Annotated in this window: 23 protein-coding genes and 1 pseudogene; 11 read left to right on the plus strand and 13 right to left on the minus strand. The window is 74.7% G+C overall.

Features of this window, described 5'->3' with window-relative positions:
* Positions 1–210 (plus strand): hypothetical protein (locus AB0M28_RS28640; RefSeq protein WP_365411088.1); only part of this gene is annotated, 210 nt, incomplete at its 5' end.
* A gap of 45 nt (positions 211–255) precedes the next feature.
* Here AB0M28_RS28640 and AB0M28_RS28645 read toward each other — a convergent pair.
* The 3 genes and pseudogenes from AB0M28_RS28645 to AB0M28_RS28655 all read right to left on the minus strand — a co-directional run bounded on the left by AB0M28_RS28645 (position 256) and on the right by AB0M28_RS28655 (position 3,083).
* On the minus strand, positions 256–1,167 hold the full coding sequence (locus tag AB0M28_RS28645; protein ID WP_365411091.1) for a TIGR04222 domain-containing membrane protein: 912 nt from the start codon (positions 1,165–1,167) through the stop codon (positions 256–258).
* 3 nt (positions 1,168–1,170) lie between these two features.
* Positions 1,171–2,536, minus strand: a pseudogene (locus AB0M28_RS28650) (DUF692 domain-containing protein).
* Positions 2,537–2,672: 136 nt separating this feature from the next.
* A complete protein-coding gene (locus tag AB0M28_RS28655) occupies positions 2,673–3,083 on the minus strand; it encodes a helix-turn-helix domain-containing protein (RefSeq protein WP_365411094.1) in 411 nt (136 codons plus the stop codon).
* 120 nt (positions 3,084–3,203) lie between these two features.
* Here AB0M28_RS28655 and AB0M28_RS28660 point away from each other — a divergent pair, with 120 nt between their 5' ends.
* Both AB0M28_RS28660 and AB0M28_RS28665 read left to right on the plus strand, forming a co-directional pair.
* Complete coding sequence (locus AB0M28_RS28660) at positions 3,204–4,139, plus strand: NADP-dependent oxidoreductase (protein ID WP_365411097.1); 936 nt, start codon at positions 3,204–3,206, stop codon at positions 4,137–4,139.
* 665 nt (positions 4,140–4,804) lie between these two features.
* Positions 4,805–5,125, plus strand: coding sequence for a DUF6191 domain-containing protein (locus AB0M28_RS28665; RefSeq protein WP_365411100.1), 321 nt, complete (start codon positions 4,805–4,807; stop codon positions 5,123–5,125).
* A 31-nt stretch (positions 5,126–5,156) separates the two neighbouring features.
* Here AB0M28_RS28665 and AB0M28_RS28670 read toward each other — a convergent pair whose 3' ends face one another.
* Complete coding sequence (locus AB0M28_RS28670; protein ID WP_365411103.1) at positions 5,157–5,525, minus strand: hypothetical protein; 369 nt, start codon at positions 5,523–5,525, stop codon at positions 5,157–5,159.
* Positions 5,526–5,565: 40 nt separating this feature from the next.
* Complete coding sequence (locus AB0M28_RS28675; protein WP_365411106.1) at positions 5,566–6,057, minus strand: GNAT family N-acetyltransferase; 492 nt, start codon at positions 6,055–6,057, stop codon at positions 5,566–5,568.
* Between the two features lie 158 nt (positions 6,058–6,215).
* On the opposite strand from AB0M28_RS28675, the gene AB0M28_RS28680 reads away from it, so the two are divergent.
* Positions 6,216–7,412 (plus strand): alginate lyase family protein, encoded by a 1,197-nt coding sequence (locus AB0M28_RS28680; protein WP_365411109.1) that lies wholly within the window; start codon positions 6,216–6,218, stop codon positions 7,410–7,412.
* Positions 7,413–7,551: 139 nt separating this feature from the next.
* Here AB0M28_RS28680 and AB0M28_RS28685 read toward each other — a convergent pair whose 3' ends face one another.
* On the minus strand, positions 7,552–8,268 hold the full coding sequence (locus tag AB0M28_RS28685) for an aminoacyl-tRNA hydrolase (RefSeq protein WP_365411112.1): 717 nt from the start codon (positions 8,266–8,268) through the stop codon (positions 7,552–7,554).
* 102 nt (positions 8,269–8,370) lie between these two features.
* On the opposite strand from AB0M28_RS28685, the gene AB0M28_RS28690 reads away from it, so the two are divergent.
* From AB0M28_RS28690 to AB0M28_RS28700, 3 genes are read left to right on the plus strand one after another with little or no spacing between them, the layout of a single operon-like run.
* Positions 8,371–9,045 (plus strand): AIM24 family protein, encoded by a 675-nt coding sequence (locus tag AB0M28_RS28690; RefSeq protein ID WP_365411115.1) that lies wholly within the window; start codon positions 8,371–8,373, stop codon positions 9,043–9,045.
* 26 nt (positions 9,046–9,071) lie between these two features.
* Positions 9,072–9,938: an ATP-binding cassette domain-containing protein gene (locus AB0M28_RS28695; RefSeq protein ID WP_365411118.1), complete on the plus strand. Its 867-nt coding sequence runs from the start codon at positions 9,072–9,074 to the stop codon at positions 9,936–9,938.
* Positions 9,935–10,603, plus strand: coding sequence for an ABC transporter (locus AB0M28_RS28700; RefSeq protein ID WP_365411121.1), 669 nt, complete (start codon positions 9,935–9,937; stop codon positions 10,601–10,603). The genes AB0M28_RS28695 and AB0M28_RS28700 overlap by 4 nt, the downstream gene beginning before the upstream one ends.
* Here AB0M28_RS28700 and AB0M28_RS28705 read toward each other — a convergent pair.
* From AB0M28_RS28705 to AB0M28_RS28720, 4 genes are all read right to left on the minus strand, one after another.
* Entirely contained in the window at positions 10,517–11,734 is a 1,218-nt protein-coding gene (locus AB0M28_RS28705; RefSeq protein ID WP_365411124.1) for a class I SAM-dependent methyltransferase, read from the minus strand. The genes AB0M28_RS28700 and AB0M28_RS28705 overlap by 87 nt on opposite strands.
* Before the next feature lie 90 nt (positions 11,735–11,824).
* Positions 11,825–12,679: a polysaccharide deacetylase family protein gene (locus tag AB0M28_RS28710; RefSeq protein WP_365411127.1), complete on the minus strand. Its 855-nt coding sequence runs from the start codon at positions 12,677–12,679 to the stop codon at positions 11,825–11,827.
* A 175-nt stretch (positions 12,680–12,854) separates the two neighbouring features.
* A complete protein-coding gene (locus AB0M28_RS28715; protein WP_365411130.1) occupies positions 12,855–14,225 on the minus strand; it encodes an alkaline phosphatase PhoX in 1,371 nt (456 codons plus the stop codon).
* 52 nt (positions 14,226–14,277) lie between these two features.
* Positions 14,278–14,469 (minus strand): hypothetical protein, encoded by a 192-nt coding sequence (locus AB0M28_RS28720; RefSeq protein WP_365411133.1) that lies wholly within the window; start codon positions 14,467–14,469, stop codon positions 14,278–14,280.
* On the opposite strand from AB0M28_RS28720, the gene AB0M28_RS28725 reads away from it, so the two are divergent.
* Both AB0M28_RS28725 and AB0M28_RS28730 read left to right on the plus strand, forming a co-directional pair.
* On the plus strand, positions 14,468–15,235 hold the full coding sequence (locus tag AB0M28_RS28725; RefSeq protein ID WP_365411136.1) for a DUF899 family protein: 768 nt from the start codon (positions 14,468–14,470) through the stop codon (positions 15,233–15,235). The genes AB0M28_RS28720 and AB0M28_RS28725 overlap by 2 nt on opposite strands.
* 10 nt (positions 15,236–15,245) lie before the next feature.
* The gene (locus AB0M28_RS28730) at positions 15,246–15,755 is read left to right on the plus strand and encodes a DUF5134 domain-containing protein (RefSeq protein WP_365411139.1); all 510 of its coding nucleotides are present in this window, start codon (positions 15,246–15,248) and stop codon (positions 15,753–15,755) included.
* Between the two features lie 18 nt (positions 15,756–15,773).
* On the opposite strand, the gene zapE is transcribed toward AB0M28_RS28730, so the two are convergent.
* Positions 15,774–16,868, minus strand: coding sequence for a cell division protein ZapE (gene zapE / locus AB0M28_RS28735; protein WP_365411191.1), 1,095 nt, complete (start codon positions 16,866–16,868; stop codon positions 15,774–15,776).
* An 89-nt stretch (positions 16,869–16,957) separates the two neighbouring features.
* Between zapE and AB0M28_RS28740 the strand changes: the two genes are divergently transcribed.
* Both AB0M28_RS28740 and AB0M28_RS28745 read left to right on the plus strand, forming a co-directional pair.
* The gene (locus tag AB0M28_RS28740) at positions 16,958–17,740 is read left to right on the plus strand and encodes a pyrimidine reductase family protein (RefSeq protein WP_365411142.1); all 783 of its coding nucleotides are present in this window, start codon (positions 16,958–16,960) and stop codon (positions 17,738–17,740) included.
* Positions 17,741–17,856: 116 nt separating this feature from the next.
* Positions 17,857–18,324 carry an indole-3-glycerol phosphate synthase gene (locus tag AB0M28_RS28745; RefSeq protein ID WP_365411145.1) on the plus strand — a complete coding sequence of 156 codons (468 nt, stop codon included), beginning with the start codon at positions 17,857–17,859 and terminating at the stop codon, positions 18,322–18,324.
* A 12-nt stretch (positions 18,325–18,336) separates the two neighbouring features.
* Here AB0M28_RS28745 and AB0M28_RS28750 read toward each other — a convergent pair whose 3' ends face one another.
* Positions 18,337–19,086 (minus strand): ABC transporter ATP-binding protein, encoded by a 750-nt coding sequence (locus tag AB0M28_RS28750; RefSeq protein WP_365411148.1) that lies wholly within the window; start codon positions 19,084–19,086, stop codon positions 18,337–18,339.
* 73 nt (positions 19,087–19,159) lie between these two features.
* Positions 19,160–20,221: an ABC transporter permease gene (locus AB0M28_RS28755; RefSeq protein ID WP_365411151.1), complete on the minus strand. Its 1,062-nt coding sequence runs from the start codon at positions 20,219–20,221 to the stop codon at positions 19,160–19,162.
* Positions 20,222–20,373: the final 152 nt, after the last annotated feature.

Consider the following 20,373-nt stretch of genomic DNA (forward strand, 5'->3'; position numbering starts at 1 on the left):
ACGACCGACTCCATGATCGGCGGGGAGCTCAGGCCGGACGCCTACCAGCCGCTGGCCGAGTACTTCGCGAAGTTTGGCGGCGCTCGTCCTCAGACGCCGGACGGGCTTGAATCGCCCCGTTCCGCGTACAAGGCCGAGGCGCGCAGCGCCGACGCTGCCGTCACCAGGCAACACGGTGAGAGCCCTACCCCCAGCCTGTCCGGCGTTTGAGGACGAGGCGCGCAGCGCCGATGCTGCGGTGACCGGGCGGAGGTCTTACGTGCTGCTGCCGCCTCCGCAGGAGGAGCCGCCTCCGCAGGAGGAGCCGCCTCCGGACGAGGAGCCGCACGAGGAGCCGCCGCACGAGGAGCTTCCCGTGCCGCACCACGACGGGGTGTGCGACGCGTCCGTCGACGAGGATGAGGTGAAGGACGGCGTGGTCGACGGGGTGCGGTCGAGGGACGTGAGTTGGGATCGTAGGACCGGGTCGAGGAGGGGGTCCGGGCCCTCGAGGGCCACGAGCGCCGCCGTCGAAGCGCCGGAGGCGACCGCACCGGGCGCGGCCCACGGGTTGCGCGCCCGCAGCCCGCGCAGCGCCTCGCGGCCCGCGGACGTCGTGCGGCCGCCGGGTGGCGCGAAGATGACCCAGCCGAGGATCAGCGCGAAGAACGCCGCGAAGGCCGCCGGGAAGAGCTCCCACACGCCGCCCATGACCGAGGCGAGGCCGCACACACCGGTGAGGACCACGACCACCCCGGTGAACACCCGGCCCGCGCGGTTCCAGCGCCGCAGCGCCTGGGGGTCACGCAGCAGACCGGCCGCCGCCAGCGCGTCCCCGATCTCCTGCACCGCGGGATGCCGCATGACCGCCTCCCGCACCGCGGGCAGCGGCGCCGACCACGCCTCGCCGACGGCGGCCAGCACCGCCCGCTCGACCGGCTCCTGGGCGACCGCGCGGACCACCTCGACCTGGCCGAGGTCCGTGACCCGGATCCGGCCGTCCTCGTGCATCGCGGCCAGCACCGTGTCGACGACCCGGCCCGGGCCGCCCGCGAGGAACGCCGCCTGGAGGACGTCCGTCGGCGACCAGTCCCAGCCGCCGCGCGACGCCATCCGGAAGCGCACGGACTCCACCCCGAACCAGACGAACGCCGCCAGGATGAGCAGCAGTACGAACACCAGCAGCACCGGTCACCCCCGCCGCAGCGCGCCGCGCGCGCGTCGCAGGAGCTCCCGCAGCCGGTGCGGGGCGGGGCCGACCCGGTCCCGCCACCACACGCGCAGCTCGCGCCGCGCCGCCGGGTCGGCGGGCCGCCCCGTGTCCAGCAGATGCCGGGCGAAGGCCAGTGCGTCCTGCCGGTAGCCCCCGGTCAGCGGATGACGGGCGGCGTACTCCAGATACGCGCGCCGGTAGTCCGCGCCAAGGATCCGCGGCAGCTCCGGCGCCACCTTGGCGATGACGTCCGCCCGCTTCGCCGCCAGGGCCCGCGACTGCACCCGCAGCCGGGTCCCGTCGAAGCCCTCCGGCGGCGGCGTGCCCGCCACCAGCGCCGACAGCAGCGCGGTCTGCCGCAGTGCCAGCCGCTGGCGCGCGGCGGCGAGCGCCGCCGCCTCCTCCTCACCGTCCGTCCGGACCCTCTCGCTCATCCGCACCCCCGTGTCAGACATGGGCGACCCCCTTGGCCTCCCTGGCCACAGCCATCCCAGCCGTTCCGGCGGCCCCGCCCGTCCCGGCTGCCGCGACCACCGCGCCGATCGACGCCAGCTCCGCGGCCAGTTCGCCGGGCGGCGGGAAGTTCTCGTCGCGCTCCAGCAGCACCCCGGGCGGGACCGTACGCGCGCACAGCTCGCCCAGCACGTCGAGCACTGCCTGCGGTACCGGGTGCGCGTGGCTGTCGTGCCACACGCCGTCGCGCACGAAGCCGCCGGCCACATGGACGTACGCCAGGGCCTCCAGCGGCAGTTCGTCCAGCGCGCGGGCCGGGTCCTCGCCGCGGTTGACGTGGTTGGTGTGGAGGTTGGCGACGTCGATCAGCAGCCTCACGCCCGTACGCTCCACCAGCTCGGCCAGGAACTGGCCCTCCGTGAACTCCTCGTCCGGCCAGGCGAACAGCGCCGCGATGTTCTCCAGCGCCAGCGGCACCGGCAGCGCGTCCTGGGCCATGCGGACGTTGGCGCAGAGCACGTCCAGCGCGTCCCGGGTGCGCGGCACGGGCAGCAGATGGCCGGCCTCCAGCCGAGGCGACGCGGTCAGCGGTCCGCCCGCGCGGACGAACGCGATGTGCTCCGTGACCAGCGGCGCCCCCAGCGCCTCGGCCCGCTCGGCCAGCGCCACCAGCCGGCCCGGGTCGGGCCGGTCGGCGCCGCCGAGGCCCAGGCCCACGCCGTGCGGGACGACGGTGACGCCCCGGGCGCGCAGGCGCCCGAGCGCGTCGGGGAGATGGTCCGGGCAGACGTTCTCGGCCACGACCTCGACCCAGTCGATGCCGGACAGCTCCCCGATCTCCCCGGCGATCTCCGGCCGCCAGCCGATTCCCGTCCCCAGCGGTTGTGCCACGCGGACCACCTCCCCCTGTCACGCTCGTTCGCGTGGACACATGATGGCCAGTCCGGTTCGCTTCGAACCGTCGACCGGGTTGTTCAGAGGCAAATTTGAGGTTGCGGGCGGCGCGCGGCCGGCCGGACCCGTCCGGTCACGTCGTCGACGCCGCCTGGCGATCGTACGTCTCGCGGGAGGTGAGGATGCCCTCGATGTGGGTCTCGGCCCAGGACTTGATCGCCACGAGGACCGGGAGCAGGTCGCGGCCGACGTCCGTCAGTTCGTAGTCGACCCGGACCGGGACCTCCGGCGTGACCGTGCGGGAGACGACGCCGTCGCGCTCCAGCGCGCGGAGGTTCTGGGTGAGCATCTTCTGGCTGATGCTGGCGATCCGGCGCGCCAGTTCGCCGTAACGCAGCGGGCCGTCGGCGAGGGCGGAGACGATCAGCGCGGTCCACTTGTCGGCGATACGGGACAGCAGTTGGTGGGAGGGGCAGACGGCGAGGAAGGCGTCGTAGGCCGCGCGGGCCTCGTCGCGGCGCTCGGCGGCGGTCATCGTGGGCATGGGGGCTCTCCCGGGCGTGTGCTACGCACTTTCAGGTGCCTACTTACTGGGAGAGAGTAGCGCCCTCTAGGTTCGTGGAGGAAGAGATCTTCTACGAAACCTTCGTGAGGGAGCGGGACGATGCGAGCTGTTGTGGTGACCGAGCCGGGCGGTCCGGAGTCGCTGCGGATCATCGAGGCGGAGATCCCCGAACCGGGGCCCCTCCAGGTGCGGTTGCGGGTCGAGGCCGCCGCGGTGAACCCCGTGGACACGGCGATGCGGGCGGGCGTCTTCGCCGGGATGGGGCTGGTGGACCAGCCGCGGTACGGGATCGGCTGGGACGCGGCCGGCGTCGTCGACGCGGTCGGCGAGGGCGTCACGGGCTTCGCGGCCGGCGACCGGGTGGTCGCTCTGTCGGACCGGTTCGACCAGTCGCTCGGGGCGTATGCCGAGTACCTGGTGGTGGACGAGTTCGCGGTGGCTCCCGCGCCGCGGAACACCGACGCGGTGCACGCGGCGACCCTGCCGCTCAACGCCCTCACCGCCGACCAGTCGCTGGACCTGCTGGCGCTCGAGCCCGGGCAGACGCTGCTGGTCACCGGTGCGGCGGGCGCTGTCGGCGGCTACGCCGTGGAGCTGGCGGCGAAGGAGCGCGGGCTGCGGGTCGTGGCGCAGGCGTCGGCGGCGGACGAGGCGCTCGTACGGGGGCTCGGGGCGGCGGAGTTCGTGCCGCGGGACGCCGATCTGGTCGCGTCGGTGCGGGCGTTCGCACCGGGCGGGGTGCACGGGGTGCTGGACGCGGCGGCGCTCGGCGGGCCGGTGCTGCGGGCGTTGCGCCCGCGCGGTCAGTACGTGAAGGTGCGGCCGCTGGACATCCTGCTGCCGCTGCGCGCGGCCACGGTGCACCTGACGCAGGTGTACGCCGACGGCGCGCGGCTGGGCGAGCTGGCGGCGCTGGCGGACAAGGGCGTGCTGACGCTTCGGGTGGCGGACACCCTCCCGCTGGAACGCGCCGCGGACGCACACGAGCGCCTCACACGCGGCGGCGTACGCGGGCGGCTCGTCCTGGTCCCGTAGCGGCCCGGGGCCCTGGGTAACGGGCCGTGCGCCCAGGTCCGGGCAGCGGTCCGCCCCGCGCCACCGGGGCGCGCCCCGCCGGGCCCGGATCCAATCCGACACGGCTCCGCCGGTCGCGTCCCGCCGGGTTGGGCCCAGGCCCGGCAGGGCCCCGCGGGCGGCACCCCGCCGGGTCTGGGCCCAAGCAGGCCGTGCCCTGCCGGGCCGCGCCGCCCGTGCCCCGCCGGGCGCGCCGCCCCTCGCCCCACCGGGCCCGGGTTCAATCCGGCAGGGCCCCGCGGGCGGTGCGACGCCGGGTCTGGGCCCAAGTAGGCCGTGCCCCGCCGAGCCGCCGCCCCTCGCCCTGCTGGGCCGCCCGTCGCCGTTGCCCCGCCGGGCCCGGGTCCAATTCGGCACGGCCCTGCGGGCGGCGCCCCGCCGGGCCCGGGTCCAATTCGGCACGGCCCCGCGGGCGGCGCCCAGCCGGGTCTGGGCCCGAGCAGGCCGTGCCCCGCCGAGCCGCCGCCCGTCGCCCTGCCGGGCCGCGCCGCCCGTCGCCCTGCCGGGCGGCCGCCCCTTGCCCTGCCGGGCCGCGCCCCCCGCCCTCCAAACCGGCCCCCCGCCCCCTCCAAGCCCGGCCCCGGCGGCCACGCCGCCGGGTGAGGCGGCGTGGCATGCTGGCCGGCATGGCCTTTGTCTTCTTCATGACCCTGCCGGGGCTCGTCATAGCCCTCACCCTGGCCGCCGCCGTCGACCAGATCCTGCTGCGGGCCGGGCGGGCGGGGCTGTTGCCCTGGCGGAAGGCGGGTTCGCGGGGGCAGGTGTCCTCGACCGGGTTCGAGCTGCTGCATGCCACGCTCTCGCCCGGCAAGGCGAGTGAGCTGGAGCACAAGCGCAGCTCGCTGGTCATGCGGGACGACGAGGAGGACGGCGCGCCCCCGCGCAGGACCCGCGTCGACCTGGACACGGGCGTGGCGGTCGTGCGCGTCGACCGGACGCGGGGATAGCGGGGGGCCGCGGGCCGAGGGCAGCCGTCCCTCAGTCCTCCCAGTCCAGTTGCCCCTCCGGCACCCCCACCGACCGCGCGTACGCCGCCGCCTCCGCGCGGCCCGCCCCGTCGCCGCGCCCGTAGGCGAAGGTCTTCCCCGCGAACACCACGTACGCCCGGTGCGGCGTGTTGAAGTTGGCGTACCAGCCGCCCTCCGGGCGGAGGCAGTCCGCCAGCGCGGACGCCAGCGCGTCGGCCGCCGCGTCCTCGGCCGAGAACGCCAGCAGTGTCCACTCGCCCGGCTGCGCGTCCGTGGCGCCCGGGGCGGCTGTGCGCCACAGGCGGTCGAGCCGCAGCGGTACGCCGGCCAACTCACGGCCGGGCAGCAGGCTTTCGGCGATCAGTACTCCGGTCAGCATGGCAGGAGCCTAGAGGCGCCCACTGACAACGCCCGGAACCTCAGAGCACGAGCTCCATCCACACGTCCTCCGGCAACTCCGGGTGCGCCGCGTCCGGCACCCGGCCGATCTCCGTGAAGCCCCTGGCCGCGTAGAACGCGGCGGCGCGGTCGTTGCCGGCCATGTACTCGAGGCGGAGCCGGTCCGCGCCGGAGGACTTCACGCGGTCCACGACCGCCGTCATCAACGCCGAGCCGACGCCGCCGCCGTGGTGCGACGGCAGGACGTACAGCTTCCACAGGACGGGGACCCCGTCCTTGTCGCCGAGCCCCGCCATCCCGACGATCCGGTCGCCGTCCTCGGCGACCAGCACGTTCCCGGCGGCGATGCCCCGCGCCGTGGACTCGGACGACCACCACACCGCCAGGCACTTCTCCACGTACTCCGCGCCCGCGAGGGGCGTGTACGTGGGCGGCCAGGCGGCGAGGCCCACGGCGCGTACCGCCTCGGTGTCGGACAGGACGGCTTCACGGATCACGATCGCGGTGCTCATCGGCCGATTAGAACGCGGGTGCGGGGCGTGCGACAAGGAGATTCGGGGCGAGGTGCGGAATCGCACCGTCGCGCTTGACGCGGACATGGCTGGTCTATACCTTCCGACCCAGGTCCACATCCCCGTCCCCGGTTCACGTATGTGATGGAGGTCGCGCCGTGGCAAGACCCCGAACCATCCTGCTCGCCGTCCTGGCCCTGCTCGCCACCCTGCTCGCCGGAGCGGGCGCCGTGCCGGGCGCCGGCGACCGCGCCGCCGCCGCACCCGCCACGTTCGCCCATCCCGGCGTGCTGGTCAGCAAGCCCCAGCTGGACTTCGTACGCACCAAGGTGAACGCGGGCGAGCAGCCCTGGAAGGCCGCCTGGGACCAGATGACCGCGAGCTCGTACGCGTCCCTGTCCCGTACGCCCAAGCCCCGGTCGGTCGTGGAGTGCGGTTCGTACTCCAACCCCAACTACGGCTGCTCCGACGAGCGCGAGGACGCCATCGCCGCCTACAGCGACGCCCTCGCCTGGTACATCACCCGGGACAGCCGCTACGCCACCAAGGCCATCCAGATCATGGACGCCTGGTCGGCCGTCATCACCGACCACACCAACAGCAACGCCCCGCTCCAGACCGGCTGGGCCGGCTCGGTGTGGCCGCGCGCCGCCGAGATCATCAAGTACACGTACACCGGCACCTGGTCCAACTCCGGCCGGTTCGCGACCATGCTGCGCGACGTCTACCTCCCCGAGATCATCAACGGCGCCCCGAGCAAGAACGGCAACTGGGAGCTGATCATGATGGAGGCCGCCATCGGCATCTCCATCCACCTGGAGGACCGCACCAGTTACGACAAGGCGATGGGCATCTTCCTCGGCCGCGTCCCCGCCTACGTCTACAACACCGCCGACGGCGCGCAGCCGAAGTACCCGCCGCGCTCCTCCATCGACACGTACTCCGAGCTGGTCGGCTACTGGTACGACCAGACCACCTTCGTCAACGGCGTGGCCCAGGAGACGTGCCGCGACTTCGGCCACACCGGCTACGGCATCTCCTCCATCGGCCACGTCGCCGAGACCACCCGGATCCAGGGTCAGGACCTGTGGCCGCAGCTCGCGGAGCGGATGCGGCACGCGTACGGCTTCCACACCAAGTACGAGAACGGCGAGGCCGTCCCCAGCTGGCTGTGCGGCGGCAGCGTCAACAAGGGCCTCGGCCCGATCACGGAGGTCGGCTTCAACGCCCTGCACAACCGGCTGGGCATCGGCATGAGCAACACCGAGCAGTACACGCTCGCCCACCGCCCGCAGGGCACCGAGAACCACTACATCGCCTGGGAGACCCTCACCCACGCCGACAACCCGGCGTAGGCGGGGCAACGGGGGCGGGCCCCCGCCGTGGCACCACGGCGGGGGCCCGGTCGGGGCTCCGGCACGGCCCGGTCGGTGCTCCGGCACGGCGCGGTAGGGGCCCGGTCACGGCCACGCCGGTGCACCGGCCGCCGGGGCGTCAGCGGCCGCGCAGCGCCGGATGGTCCGCGACCACGGTGCAGCTGCCCGGTGCGATCTCCGTGAAGCCCGCGTCGCGGACCACGGGCAGCCCGCTGCGGGTCAGCTCCTCCCACCGGGCCGGATCCGCGGTGCGCACCGCCAGCGCGAAACCCGTCGCCCGCCAGGCCGCGCGCTCGGCGTCGTCCAGCTCCCACCACGCCAGCTGCGCCCCGTGACCGGCCTGCGCCATCGTCTTGCCGGCGGACATCGCGAGGCCCGGCGCCGTCCACAGCACCGGCGTGCCCGGCTCGGGGGCGGGCGGCTCCTCCGGGTCGTCCAGCTCCGTGCCGGAGACCTGCAGCTTCGCCAGGTCCTTCGGCCAGCCGTCCAGCGGCACGGGCGGGAAGACCCGCACCTCGGCCGCCTTGCCGGTGAGCGTGACACCGGGCAGCGCCCCGGCCCGCCGCCACTCGGCGCCCCGCGCCCGCCGTACGACCTTGCGGATCCGGGCGTCCTCCCAGTCGCGGACCGCCCGCGCCCACGCGCCGTCCTCGTCGCTGACCCGCTCGTCGTCGAGGAACGTCAGCACGGCGCGCGCCGCCGTCTCGAGGGCGTCGGTGCGGGCGGGCGGAGCGCCCTTCTCGATCCGTACGACGAGGGGGAGGACGTACTGCGGCTTCTCGTCCCGCTCGGACCTGCCGTCGCGGAAGGGGCTGGAGGCATCGGTGCTGGTCATCGCCGCCAGTCTGCCAGGTCGCCCGGTGGCGGCGCGGGGCGGGCGACCCGGCACACCGCGGCGGTCTTGGCGGAGGCGGTGGTTCCGGCGGACGATCCCGCCATGCATAGCGACATATTCGCCAAGGAACACATGGCCGAGCCGGCGACGGCCGCGGGGATGACCCTCCAGAACGCCAAGTGCGTCAAGTACGCCGTGAACGGCGAGGCGCTCGCCCGCCAGGGATCGATGATCGCCTTCCGCGGGAATCTGCAGTTCGAGAAGAAGGGCCAGGGCGCGGGCCAGTTCCTGAAGCGGGCCGTGACGGGCGAGGGGCTGGCCCTGATGTCCGTACGGGGGCAGGGCGAGGCGTGGTTCGCGCACGAGGCCGCGAACTGCTTCATCATCGACATGGCCCCCGGCGACGCGCTCACCGTCAACGGCCGCAACGTGCTGTGCTTCGATCCCACCCTGGCGTACGAGATCAAGATGGTGAAGGGCGCCGGCATGGTCGGCGGCGGGCTGTTCAACAGCGTCTTCACCGGCCAGGGCAGGCTCGCCGTGATCTGCGAGGGCACGCCCGTGGTGATCCCCGTGTCGCCGCAGTACCCGGTCTTCGTCGACACCGACGCCGTCGTCGGCTGGAGCGCGCAGCTGCAGACCTCGCTGCACCGCTCGCAGTCCTTCGGCTCGATGCTGCGCGGCGGCTCCGGCGAGGCGGTGCAGCTGCGGCTGGACGGCGAGGGCTTCGTGATCGTACGGCCGAGCGAGGCGAGGCCGACCGCCGCCGCGCACTGATCCGCGGTCCGCTACCGTCGGGCCGTATGAGGCTCGACGAGGTGGGGCGGCGCTACGGGCTGCGCGGGCCCTGGGTCCTGCGGGGGGTGTCCCTCACCCTGCCCCGGGGCGGGCTGGTGCGCGTCGACGGCGGCAACGGCAGCGGCAAGTCGACGCTGCTGCGCCTGCTCGCCGGTATCGAGGCGCCCAGCACCGGCCGGATCACCGGCCGCCCCGACCGCACCGCGTACGTGCCCGAGCGCTTCCCGGCGAGCGGGCTGCCGTTCACCGCGCACGGCTATCTCGAGCACCTGGGGCGGGTGCACGGGCTGCGCGGGCCCGAGGCGCGGCGGCGGGCGGGGGAGTGGCTGGAGCGGTTCGGGGCGGGCGGGTTCGCCTCGACGCCGCTGGCGGAGCTGTCGAAGGGCTCCTGCCAGAAGGTCGCCGTGGCGCAGGCGCTGATGGCGGCGCCGGGTCTGCTGGTGCTGGACGAGGCGTGGACGGGGCTGGACGCCCCCGCCCGCGACGTGCTCGACGAGGCGGCCGGTGAACTCGCCGACCGGGGCTCGACGGTGGTGTTCGTCGACCACGACCCGCGGCGGCTGCCCGGGGCGCGTCGGTGGCGGGTCGCGGCGGGGTCCGTCGAGGCGGCCGCGGGCGGCGAAGAGTACGCGGTGATCACGGCCACCGGGCCGGACGGCGCGCCGCTCCCGCCGTACGCCGTGATCACGGCCACCAACCCCGACGGCGCGCCGCTCCCGCCGCACCTCCGCGCGGACCGCCACGCCGACGGCGTACGCCTCACCGTCCCCGAGGCCCGCGCCGACGACGTCCTGCGCGCCCTGCTGCAGTCCGAACCGCCGTGGAGCATCCGCTCGGTGAGCCGCGGACACACCGAGGGAGAAGACCGATGACGGCCCTGGTCCGCTACCAGTGGGCCCTGCTCGTGCGCGGCCACCGCTGGATCGCCCCCGTCGTGCTGTACGCCGCGATCCTCGCCGTCGGCATCCGCGGCGGCGAACCCGCCCTGGACTCCCTCGGCTTCGCCGCCGCCGCGCTGACCCCCAGCGCCGCCTGGCTGGTACGCGTCTGCGTCACCGCCGAGCCCGACGCCGCCCGTGCCTGCGCCGCCGCGGCGCGCGGGGCCGGGCGGACGCATCTGGCGGCCGTGCTGGCGGCGTCGGCCGCCTCCCTCGTGCTGGCCGTGGCGGGGACGGCGGTCACCCTGGCGGTCAGCGATCTGCGCGGCTACGGCGACGGCCCGGCCCTCGGCGCCGCCCCGGCGGCCGCCGCCGGGCTCACCGCCGCGGCCGCCTGCGCGCTGCTCGGGATCGCCGTCGGCGCCCTCGCCAACCGCCCCGTCCTGCGCAGCCCGGCCCGCTCCGTCCCGGCCATGCTGGCGGGCGCCGTCGCGGTGCTGGTCGCCGGGGTGTCGCCGGCCAACGCCGCGGTCTCGGGCCTGACGGAGGCGTCGCAGCAGGGCACGGTACGGCTACCGCTGCTGTCCCTGGCCCTGTCCGCCGCCGTGGCCGCCGCGGCCGTCGCCGCCGCCTGTGCGGTGAGCCGGCGGCGGGGGTGAGGCGGCGGCCGGGTCCGCCGCGAGCCGCCACAGGGAGGTGACCTCGCCCGCGCGGGCGGCGTGCAGGGGGTCGGCCGTGTCGGCCGCGCGCGGATGGCGGGGCCTGGTGTCGAGTCTGCCGGTCACGCGCAGACCGCCCGCACCGATCAGCGTCAGCAGCTGCTCGCGGGTCCGCAGCCCCAGGCGCTCGGCCAGGTCGGACAGGACGAGCCAGCCCTCGCCGCCCGGTTCGAGACGCCCGGCGAGGCCCGCGAGGAAGTCGCGGAGCATCGTGCCGTCCGGATCGTAGACGCCTCGGTCGAGGCCGGAGGCCGGACGGGCCGGTAACCAGGGCGGGTTGCAGACGACGAGCCCGGCCCGGCCCCCGCCGCCGGGGAAGAGGGCGGGGCCCGTGACCGCTATCCGGCCGGAGAGGCCGAGGCGGCGGACGTTGTCCCGGGCGCAGGCCAGGGCCCGGGGACTGGCGTCGGTCGCCGTGATCCGTCCGAGGCCCCGCCGGGCCAGCACGGCGGCCAGCACCCCCGTGCCCGTACCGAGGTCGAAGGCGTGGCCCGGGGACCCGGGCAGCGGGGCGCGGGCGACCAGGTCGACGTACTCGCCGCGGACGGGCGAGAAGACGCCGTAGTGCGGGTGGATCCTGGCGCCCAGGGCCGGCACCTCCACCCCCTTCAGGCGCCACTGGTGGGCCCCGACGACCCCGAGCAGCTCGGTGAGCGGGACCGCCACCGGCCCCTCGGGCGGCCCGTACGCCTCGTCGCACGCCTGCCGCACGTCGGGGGCCCTGCGCAGGTCGAGCGTGTGCCGGCCGTCCAGCAGGACGAGCAGCCTGCCGAGCACCCTGGCGCGGTGGCCGCGGGCCCTGCGGTGCAGGTGGAAGGCGGCGGCCGGGTCGGCGGGCGGCGGGGGTGTGCGGCCGTCGACGCGGCGGGCGACGGCCTGCAGCAGCCGGCGCCCGTTGTGGTAGTCGCCCCGCCACAGCAGGGCCGTTCCCTCGCAGGCCAGCCGGTAGGCGGTGGCGGCCCGCGTCCGGTCGTCGGCGACGACCACCCGGCGGGGCGGCGGGGCGGCGCTCTCGGCGTGCCAGGCCGCGGAACGCGCGGTGCGGTCTTCCGTCCAGTCGATGGTCGGCACCCGGGGCCCCTCGTGGTCGGGCGCCCGGCCGGCGCCTCGACGACCGCCGGAGGGCGTGAGGGGCACGTTACGTCAGTCCCGGCGGCCGGGCTACGGGCGGCGTCCCGCGGCCGGTGCGGGCTCCATCAGCTCCGACACCTTGACGAACCGGTAGCCGCGCTCGCGCAGTTCCGGGACGATCCGGCGGACCGCGGTCTCCGTCACCGGCGCCGCGCTGGTCGTGCAGTGCATCACCACCACCGATCCCGGCCGCACGCCCGCCAGCACCTGCTCGGCGACGGCGTCCGCGTCGGTCGCGAACGCGTCACCGCTCTCCACGTCCCACTGCACGGCCGTCACACCGGTCGGTGCGATCGCCTTCAGTGCGGCCGGGTTGTAACAGCCGCCGGGGAAGCGGAAGTACGGCACCGGATGCGGGACGCCCGCCTTGCGGAAGGCGGTGAAGGCGCGGTCGACGTCCGCGCGCATGGCCTCCGGGGCTACGGCGGGCAGGCCGTAGCAGGGGGTGGTGAAGGCGTGGTGGCTGTACGAGTGGTTGGCGACCTCGAAGAGCGGGTCGCGGCCGATGGAGCGCGCCTGGCCGGGGTACTGGTCGGCCCAGGCGCCGGTCATGAAGACCGTGGAGGGGACCTTCAGCCGGCGCAGGGTGGCGATCAGCTCGGGGTTGTCGAACCGCTCGCCGCCCGCGGCCCGCTCGGTCTGCGTGGACATCATGTCGGCGTCGAAGGTCAGCGCGACCAGCTTGGTGCCGCGGGGGCCGTGCTTCCACACGGGCGTCAGCCCGCCCGCGGCCCGGGGTGCCTGCGGGGGTGCCTTGGCGGCTTGTTCGGCCTTGCCGGCCGTCTCGGCCTTCGGCCGCTCGGGGTGAGCGGGGGTCGTACCGGCGCAACCGGTCAGCAGGGTGGCGGCGGCGAGGAGGGGGAGGGCGCTCCGGATTCGGATCATGCTCCGGAGCGTAAATACGACTAATGGGATTTACGGGGTGTGGCTGCGCGAGTGCCGTCGCATGGGCGACGCGGTTACGCCGAAGGGGCGAGCCCCCGCGGAGCCTCCCCGCCGGTGCGGACCGGAGGGGAGGCGCTCGCGTCGTGCGGGGGCGGGCCCGTCGCCCCGGCCCGGGTCAGCCGTCCCAGGGGCCGGTGATCGCGAAGGTCGTGCCGGGCGTGTAGCAGTTGACGTACATCGTGTCGCCGTCCGGCGAGAAGGTGACGCCCGCGAACTCGCCGTACTCCGGCGCCTCCGCGGAGCCGATGTTCTGGCGGTTGCGGGCCATCGGGTAGATCTCGCCGCGCCGGGTGAGGCCGAAGACGTGCTGCTCGCCGTTGCTGTCCTCGCAGAGCATCAGCCCGCCGCCGGGGGCGAGGGCGATGTTGTCCGGCTCGTCGCCGACGTTCTGCGGGTCCGTGTCCGGGCCGAAGACGATCACCAGGGTGAGCGTCCGGGAGCCCGGGTCGTAGCGCCACACCTGGCCGTGGTGGGTGGCCGCGGAGCCGTCCTGGGTGCGGGCGAAGCTGCAGACGAAGTACACGCTGCGGCCGCCCCAGTAGCAGCCCTCCAGCTTCTGGCCGTGGGTGATGCCCTTGGGGCCGAAGTCCTGGTTGCGGATGGACGTCTGGACGGCCAGCGGGTCCGGTACGTCGACCCACTCGATGTCGTGGAAGACCCGGCCGGTCTCCGTGACGGACGACAGGTCGGCGACGCCCGGCACGCGCATCGCCTGCAGCGTGCCGCCGGCCTGGAGGGAGCCCACGCCGCCGAGCGGCTTGGCGGGCAGGAAGCGGTAGAACAGGCCGAAGGGGAAGGAGAAGGCGTCCTCGGTCTCGTACACCACGCCGTTGCGCGGGTCGATGGCCACCGCCTCGTGCTGGAAGCGGCCCATCGCCTTCAGCGGTACGGCGCCCGTCTTGTGCGGGTCGGAGGCGTGCACCTCGAAGACGAAGCCGTGGTCCTTGGTGTGGCCGTTCATGCCGGCCTTGTCCTCGGTCTCCTCGCAGGTCAGCCAGGTGCCCCAGAGGGACGGGCCGCCGGCGCAGTTCACCGCGGTGCCGGCGATGGCGACGTGCTCGCCGGTCACGTTGCCGGCGCGGTCGAGGTGGATCGCGGTGCAGCCTCCGCCGCCTGCGGGGTCGTAGGTCAGGCCCTCCACGGTGGGCACCTTGAGGGCCGCCGTCGTGCGGTTCTCGTGGTTGCGGACGAGGTCCACGCCGCCGTGGCGGGCGGCGAACGCGGCCATGCCGTCGCAGCGCTCCGGGACGACGCCCTCGCCGGAGCGGAGGGGGTCGCCGGTGCGGGAGAGGATCCGGTAGCTGAAACCTTCCGGCAGGTCGAGGACGCCCGCGGGGTCCGTTACGAGGGGGCCGTAGCCGGTGCCCCGGCCCATGGACTGCGTCGCGGCGGCGCTTCCGGTGAAGAGTTCGCTCAGGGCGCCGGCGAAGGCGATTCCCACACCGGCCGCGCCGGTCCGGGCGAGGAGTTCGCGTCGTGAAGTCATCAGACGGGTCAACTTCCTGTTGGCGGACAGGAGATGTGCGGCCTCGTGTCTATCATCCGGTGAACGTCATGTGAACGGGGCGTGCGGTGGTGCTCCGCGTGAGCCGTGCGGTTTCCACCGGCCGGCGGTGCTCGTGCGCTTGCTCTTCGGGTTCCTCTTCAGGTTCCTCTTCGGGTTCCTCTTCGGGTTCCTCTTCGGGCCGCCGCGATGAGTTTCCGCGCGCCGCCGGGTCGGTACGGGTCATGACTGCTGTGAACAACATGAACACGCCCCCCGTCCTCCCGCGCGAGGAATGGCTGGCCGCTGTCGGCACCCTGCGTACCCGGGAGAAGGCGCACACCCGCGAGGGTGACGCCATCGCCGCCGCACGGCGCCGACTGCCGATGACCGAGGTGGACCCCTCGGTTCCAGTCGTCGGAGCCGAGGGCCGCGTCCCGCTCATCGACGTCTTCGAGGACCGCTCCCAGCTGTTCGTCTCGTACCACATGTGGCACGACGGGCACGGCGCCGCCGGCCAGTGCGAGGGCTGCACCTTCTTCACCGGCCAGGTCCGCGAGCTGTCCTACCTGCACCAGCGCGACGTCACCTTCGCCGTCTTCTGCCAGGGCCCCTTCGACGAGTCCGACCGCTACCGCCGCTTCATGGGCTGGGAGCTGCCCTGGTACTCCGTGCCCGAGGAGTCGCTGGAGGGACTCGTCGCGGGCCGCCACTTCGGCATGAAGGCGTGCTACCTCCGGGACGGCGACCGGGTCTTCGAGACGTACTGGACCACCGGCCGCGGCGTCGAACCCATGGCCCCCTCCTACGGCATCCTCGACATGACGGTCCACGGACGGCAGGAGACCTGGGAGGACTCCCCGGCCGGCTGGCCGCAGCGCTACGGGACGGACGGCGACCAGTTCCGTGCGGAAGGACGGCCGACCGCGCAGTGGGCGCGGCTCGCCGCCGGCCACGACGACGACCTCGGCAGCACGCGGGCCCGTCCGGGCGCTTCCGGCTGCTGCTCGTAACCCGGTCCCGATGCACGGATCCCCGCTCCCGGGCTGGCTGCTGGTCGTCCTGTGCGCGAGTGCGGGCGGGTACTGCCTGTACGCGAGGGCGCGCGCCTCCGCCGCACAGCGCCGTGCGGCCGGCCACGACGCGGTGATGGGCCTGGGCATGGCCCTGATGGCGCTGCCCGTCGGTGGCCACGGCGGTCACGGCGGTTGGGCGGCGGGGGTGTGCGCGGTGGTCTTCGGCGCGGAGGCGGTGCGGACGCTGCTGCGCGCGGCAGCGCATCCCCACCATGCGGTGGGCGCGCTGGCCATGGCGTACATGGCGCTGCCGACGGCCCCCGGGGAGCACAGCCGGGCCGGTCTGCCGGCGGTGACGGGGGCACTGCTCGCGTACTTCGCGGGCTATGCCCTGCGTACGGGTGTACGGCTCGTGCTGTCCGGCGGCGACGGCGCCCGGCGGTGGCAGCCCGTGCTGGCGGCCGGGTGCCGGCTCTGCCTGGCGATCGGAATGATGGCCATGCTGGTGACGCCGTGAGCCCGCGGGCCGGGGCCGTTACCGGCCCGCGGCGGTCGTGAGGGGCTGGGCGTCGCGGGCCAGGGCCGTGAGGCGGGAGATGGCGCGGAAGTACTTCTTGCGGTAGCCGCCCGCGAGCATGTCCGGCGGGAACACCTCGTCGAACGGGACGCCCGAGGCCACCACCGGGACCTCCCGGTCGTACAGCCGGTCCGCCAGGACCACCAGCCGCAGCGCCGTGGCCTGGTCCCGTACCGGCGTGACGCCGGTGAGGCACACCGCGCGGACGGAGTCCGTCATCGCCCCGTACCGGCTCGGGTGCACCGACGCGAGGTGCTCCAGCAGCGCGGGGAACGCGTCCAGCGTCGCGCCGGGCGTCGCGTACGCCACCCGGGTGACCTCCTCGGCGGAGAAGGGGGCGGGCGCGGCCGGCAGGCCCCGGTGGCGGTAGTCCTCGCCGTCGATGCGCAGCGGCCGGAAGTGCGCCGCCAGCCCCTGTATCTCACGCAGGAAGTCCGCCGCCGCGAAGCGGCCCTCGCCGAGCTTGCCCGGCAGCGTGTTGGACGTCGCCGCGAGGGCCACGCCGGCGTCGACCAGCTTCCCCAGCAGCGTCGACACGAGCACCGTGTCACCCGGGTCGTCCAGCTCGAACTCGTCGATGCACAGCAGCCGGTGACCGCTCAGCGTCGCCACCGTCTGCTGGAAGCCGAGCGCCCCGACCAGGTTCGTCAGCTCGACGAACGTACCGAACGCCTTCAGCTCCGGCGCCGCGGGCGTCGCGTGCCACAGCGAGGCGAGGAGGTGGGTCTTGCCGACGCCGTAGCCGCCGTCGAGGTACACCCCGCGCGGGCCGGCCGGCGCCGCGGGCGCCTTGCGGAACCACCGCTTGACGCCGCCGCCCACCGCCGTGGCCCCGCCGCCGAGTCCGGACGCGAAGTCCGACAGGACGCGCACGGCGTCCGCCTGGCTGGCCTGGGAGGGATCGGGGACGTACGTCGAGAAGCGCACCGAGTCGAAGCGGGGCGGCGGCACCATCTCGGCGACGAGACGCTCCGCGGGAACCTGCGGGCGGCGCTCGCACAGGGCGCCGGGCGTCTCGGCGGCGGGCGTCCCGGTGGCGGTGTCGGTGGATATCGGCGAGGGCGCGGAGGATGGCACCTACACATGGTACGGGCGTGTGCCTGGGGGCTCGGTACGACGTGGGGCATGCCACACTGCCGTCTATGCGACGCCTGTTCCCAGTCGAGGACGACCCTGCCGGCCCCGCTCACCCCGACGGGTGGGAGTGGACCCCCGAGGAGCTCGCCGAGGTGTACGCCTATCCGGCCGAGGCGGCGGCCGAGGGCTGGCTCCGCGCCAACATGGTGTCCTCGCTCGACGGCGCCGCCCACCACGGCGGCCGTTCGCAGCCGCTGTCCAGCGACGCCGACATGCGGATCTTCGGTGTGCTGCGCGCGCTGGCGGACGTCGTGGTCGTCGGTGCGGAAACGGTTCGCCAGGAGGGCTACCGGCCGGCCCGCGCCCGGGAGGCGTTCGCCGCGCAGCGGCGCGCCCAGGGCCAGGCACCCGCCGCCGCGATCGCCGTCCTCAGCGCCAGCCTGGACCTCGACTTCTCGCTGCCCCTGTTCACCGAACCGCTGACGCCCACGCTCGTCCTGACGGGCGAGAGCGCACCCGCGGACCGGGTGGCCGAGGCCCGTAAGGCCGGAGCGGAGGTGGTCTTCGCCGGCGCGGACCGCGGGGCGGACCCCGCCGCCGCCGTGGCGGCGCTGCGCGAGCGCGGGCTGACGCGGATGCTCTCCGAGGGAGGGCCGACCGTGCTGTCGTCATTTGCCACGGCCGGGGTACTCGACGAGCTCTGCCTCACTCTTTCGCCGCGCATCGCGGTCGGTGACGCTCCGCGCGTCATGCACGGGGCGGTGGCCTTCCCGGTGCCGCAGGAGTTCACTCTGGTGTCGCTGCTGGAGGAGGCCGGGTTTCTGTTCAGCCGCTACCGTCGGATCTGACAATCTGCGGAATCTCCCGTTCCGTTTCCATCGGGCTGGGCAGACTAGAGCGGCAGGATCGTTTCTGGAGTGGTCCCTCGGTTGGGGAGGGCCGCACGGATGGAGGGCGCACCTTCGTGTTCACCACAGTGCTGATGATCGAGAAGCCCCTGGTCCCCGTGGATGTGGAGATGGTGACGACCCTCCACGGCGACGAGCCGGTGACCTTCGTCGTACTGCTGCAGCCCCGGGGCAACCAGGACCGGCTGCTGCGGGCGCTCGACGACGTGGCCCTCGGCGAGTTCGACGACGCCGTCCACGAGGGGGACATCCCCGAGGGGAGTGAGGCCCTCACGCCCGCCGAGACGGCGCTCGCGCACTCGCTGAAGTCCCTGCGGGACGCGGGCGCCAAGGCCGACGGCAGGCTCGTGGACGGCGACCCGCTCGACGTCCTGCGTACGACGGTCGCCGAGAACAAGGCGGACGAGGTCATCGTCCTCACCGCCCCCCATCTGGTGGAGGAGTTCTTCCACCGGGACTGGGCGTCCCGCGCCCGGCACAAGGTGGGGGTGCCGGTGCTCAAGCTGTTCGCGCACAACGACTGAGGGGGGCCGGGGTCACCCGGCTGGGCGCTCGGCGGCCTCGGTGAGCTGCCCGCCGATCGCTTCCGTGAGCGGCTGCTCGGCTGCCTCCGCCAGCCGGCCGTCGGTCATCTCCAGCCGGCGGTCGCAGTGGCCGACGACGTCGGCGTCGTGCGTCACCAGGACCGTCGCCGTCCCGTGCCGGCGGGTCACGTCGCCCAGCAGGCGCGCTATCCGCTGACCGCGGTCGTGGTCGAGGGCGGAGGTCGGCTCGTCCACCAGGAGCACGGACGGGCCGCCGAACAGCGCACGCGCGATGTTCACGCGCTGCCGCTCGCCACCGGACAACTGGTGCGGGCGGCGGTGCTGCTTGGAGCCGGCGAGGCCCAGCGACTCCAGCAGCTCCTGCGCCCGGCCCCGCGCGGCCCCGGGCCTGCGCCCCTTCAGATGCTCCAGTACGAGGAGCTGTTCGACCGCGGTGAGCGACGGCAGCAGGTTCGCCTGCTGGAACACGATGCCGATCTCCGCCCGGCGCAGCGCGGCATGCTCCCGGCGCCCCATCGGCCCGGTGTCCCGGCCGGCCACCAGCACCCGGCCGGAGTCCGGCCGCAGCAGCGTCGCGGCGACGGCGAGCAGGCTGGACTTCCCCGAGCCGGACGGCCCGACGACGGCGACCATCTCGCCCGCCGCGACCTCCAGCCCCACCCGGTCCAGGGCCGTGAGCCGCCCTTCGCCGTCGGGGTAGGTCAGGGTGACGTCGTCGAGGGCGAGGGGTGCCGCGGTCATCGGGGTGCTCCTTGGGGGTCGGTGGTCGGCGCGGCGGTCGTGAGGCGTTCAGTGGTCGCGGGGCGTTCCGGGCTCATCGCGTCGCCCCCAGCGCGGTCAGCGGGTCGACGGAGGTGATGCGGCGTACGGCGAGGGCCGACCCGGCGAGGCCGAGCAGCACCATCGCGGTGACCGGTACGGCCGCGGTCGCCGGTCCCAGCGCGAACGGCACCGCGCGCCCGGCCACGGCCCCGCCCGCCACCCCCGCGGCCGCCCCGAGCAGGGCGCCGAGCAGCAGCACGGCGGCGGCCTGGGCGAGGGCGTCCCGGACGAGGTAGCCGCTCCCGGCGCCCACCGCCTTCAGCACGGCGATGTCCGGCTTGCGCTGCACCGTCCACACCGTGAAGAAGGCGCCGGTCACCAGGGCGCTCACGGCGAACAGGAAGCCCTGGATGAGCCGCAGGCTGCCCTGCTCGGCGGCGTAGCCGTTGATACCGGCGAGCGCGTCGTCCAGCGCGACCGCCCGGGTGCCGTCCGCCGCCGGCGTGGCGGGAACGCCACCGGTGAGGGCCAGGGCGGTGGGCCGGTCCTGGTGGCTGATGCGCTGCCAGGTCGGCAGGCTCGTCCAGACGGTCCCCGCGTGGCCGAAGCTGCGGTCCGCCGTGACGGCGGAGACCGTCAGCTCCTCGGTGCCCAGGGTGATCCGGTCCCCGGGCCGCAGACCGTGCTCCTTGGCCAGGCCGCTGCTGACGGCCGCCTGCCCGTCGCGCGGGGCGATGCCCTCGCTCACCGGGGGCAGCAGCGCGGCGCCCGACCCGATCACGCTGACCGACTCCGCGCGGCTGCCCGCCGTCATCCGTGTCATCGCGGTGCCGAAGGGCTCCGCCCCGCGCACCCCGGGCGCGTGCGCCCACGCCGACTCCTGGCCGGCGGAGACCGTGGAGTTGCTGAACGACACCTCCGGCTCCGCGCCGGGCAGCGCCCCGAAGACCACCGAGTCGGCCGGCAGCTCCGCGATCGCGGAGGACGCGGCGCGGGCGAGGCCGCCGGTGAGGCCGTACAGGAAGACCACCAGCGTGGTGATGAGCGTGACGACCGCTCCCATCAGGGCGAAGCGCCCCTTGGCGAAGCGGATGTCGCGGAGCGCGACGAACAACGGTCCTCCTTGTGGGTCCGGCGGTGACCTTCTTGTGGGTCCGGCGGCGACTTCCTCCACCCTCCGGGAAACGCGGACCGGCGCCATCAGGGAAGGGGCTGGTCCGGAAATACATCGAACGGTTGATGCCGGCGGGGAGCGCCGCCGGGATG

The sequence above is a fragment of the Streptomyces sp. NPDC051940 genome, from assembly GCF_040680895.1.
GTDB lineage: Bacteria > Actinomycetota > Actinomycetes > Streptomycetales > Streptomycetaceae > Streptomyces.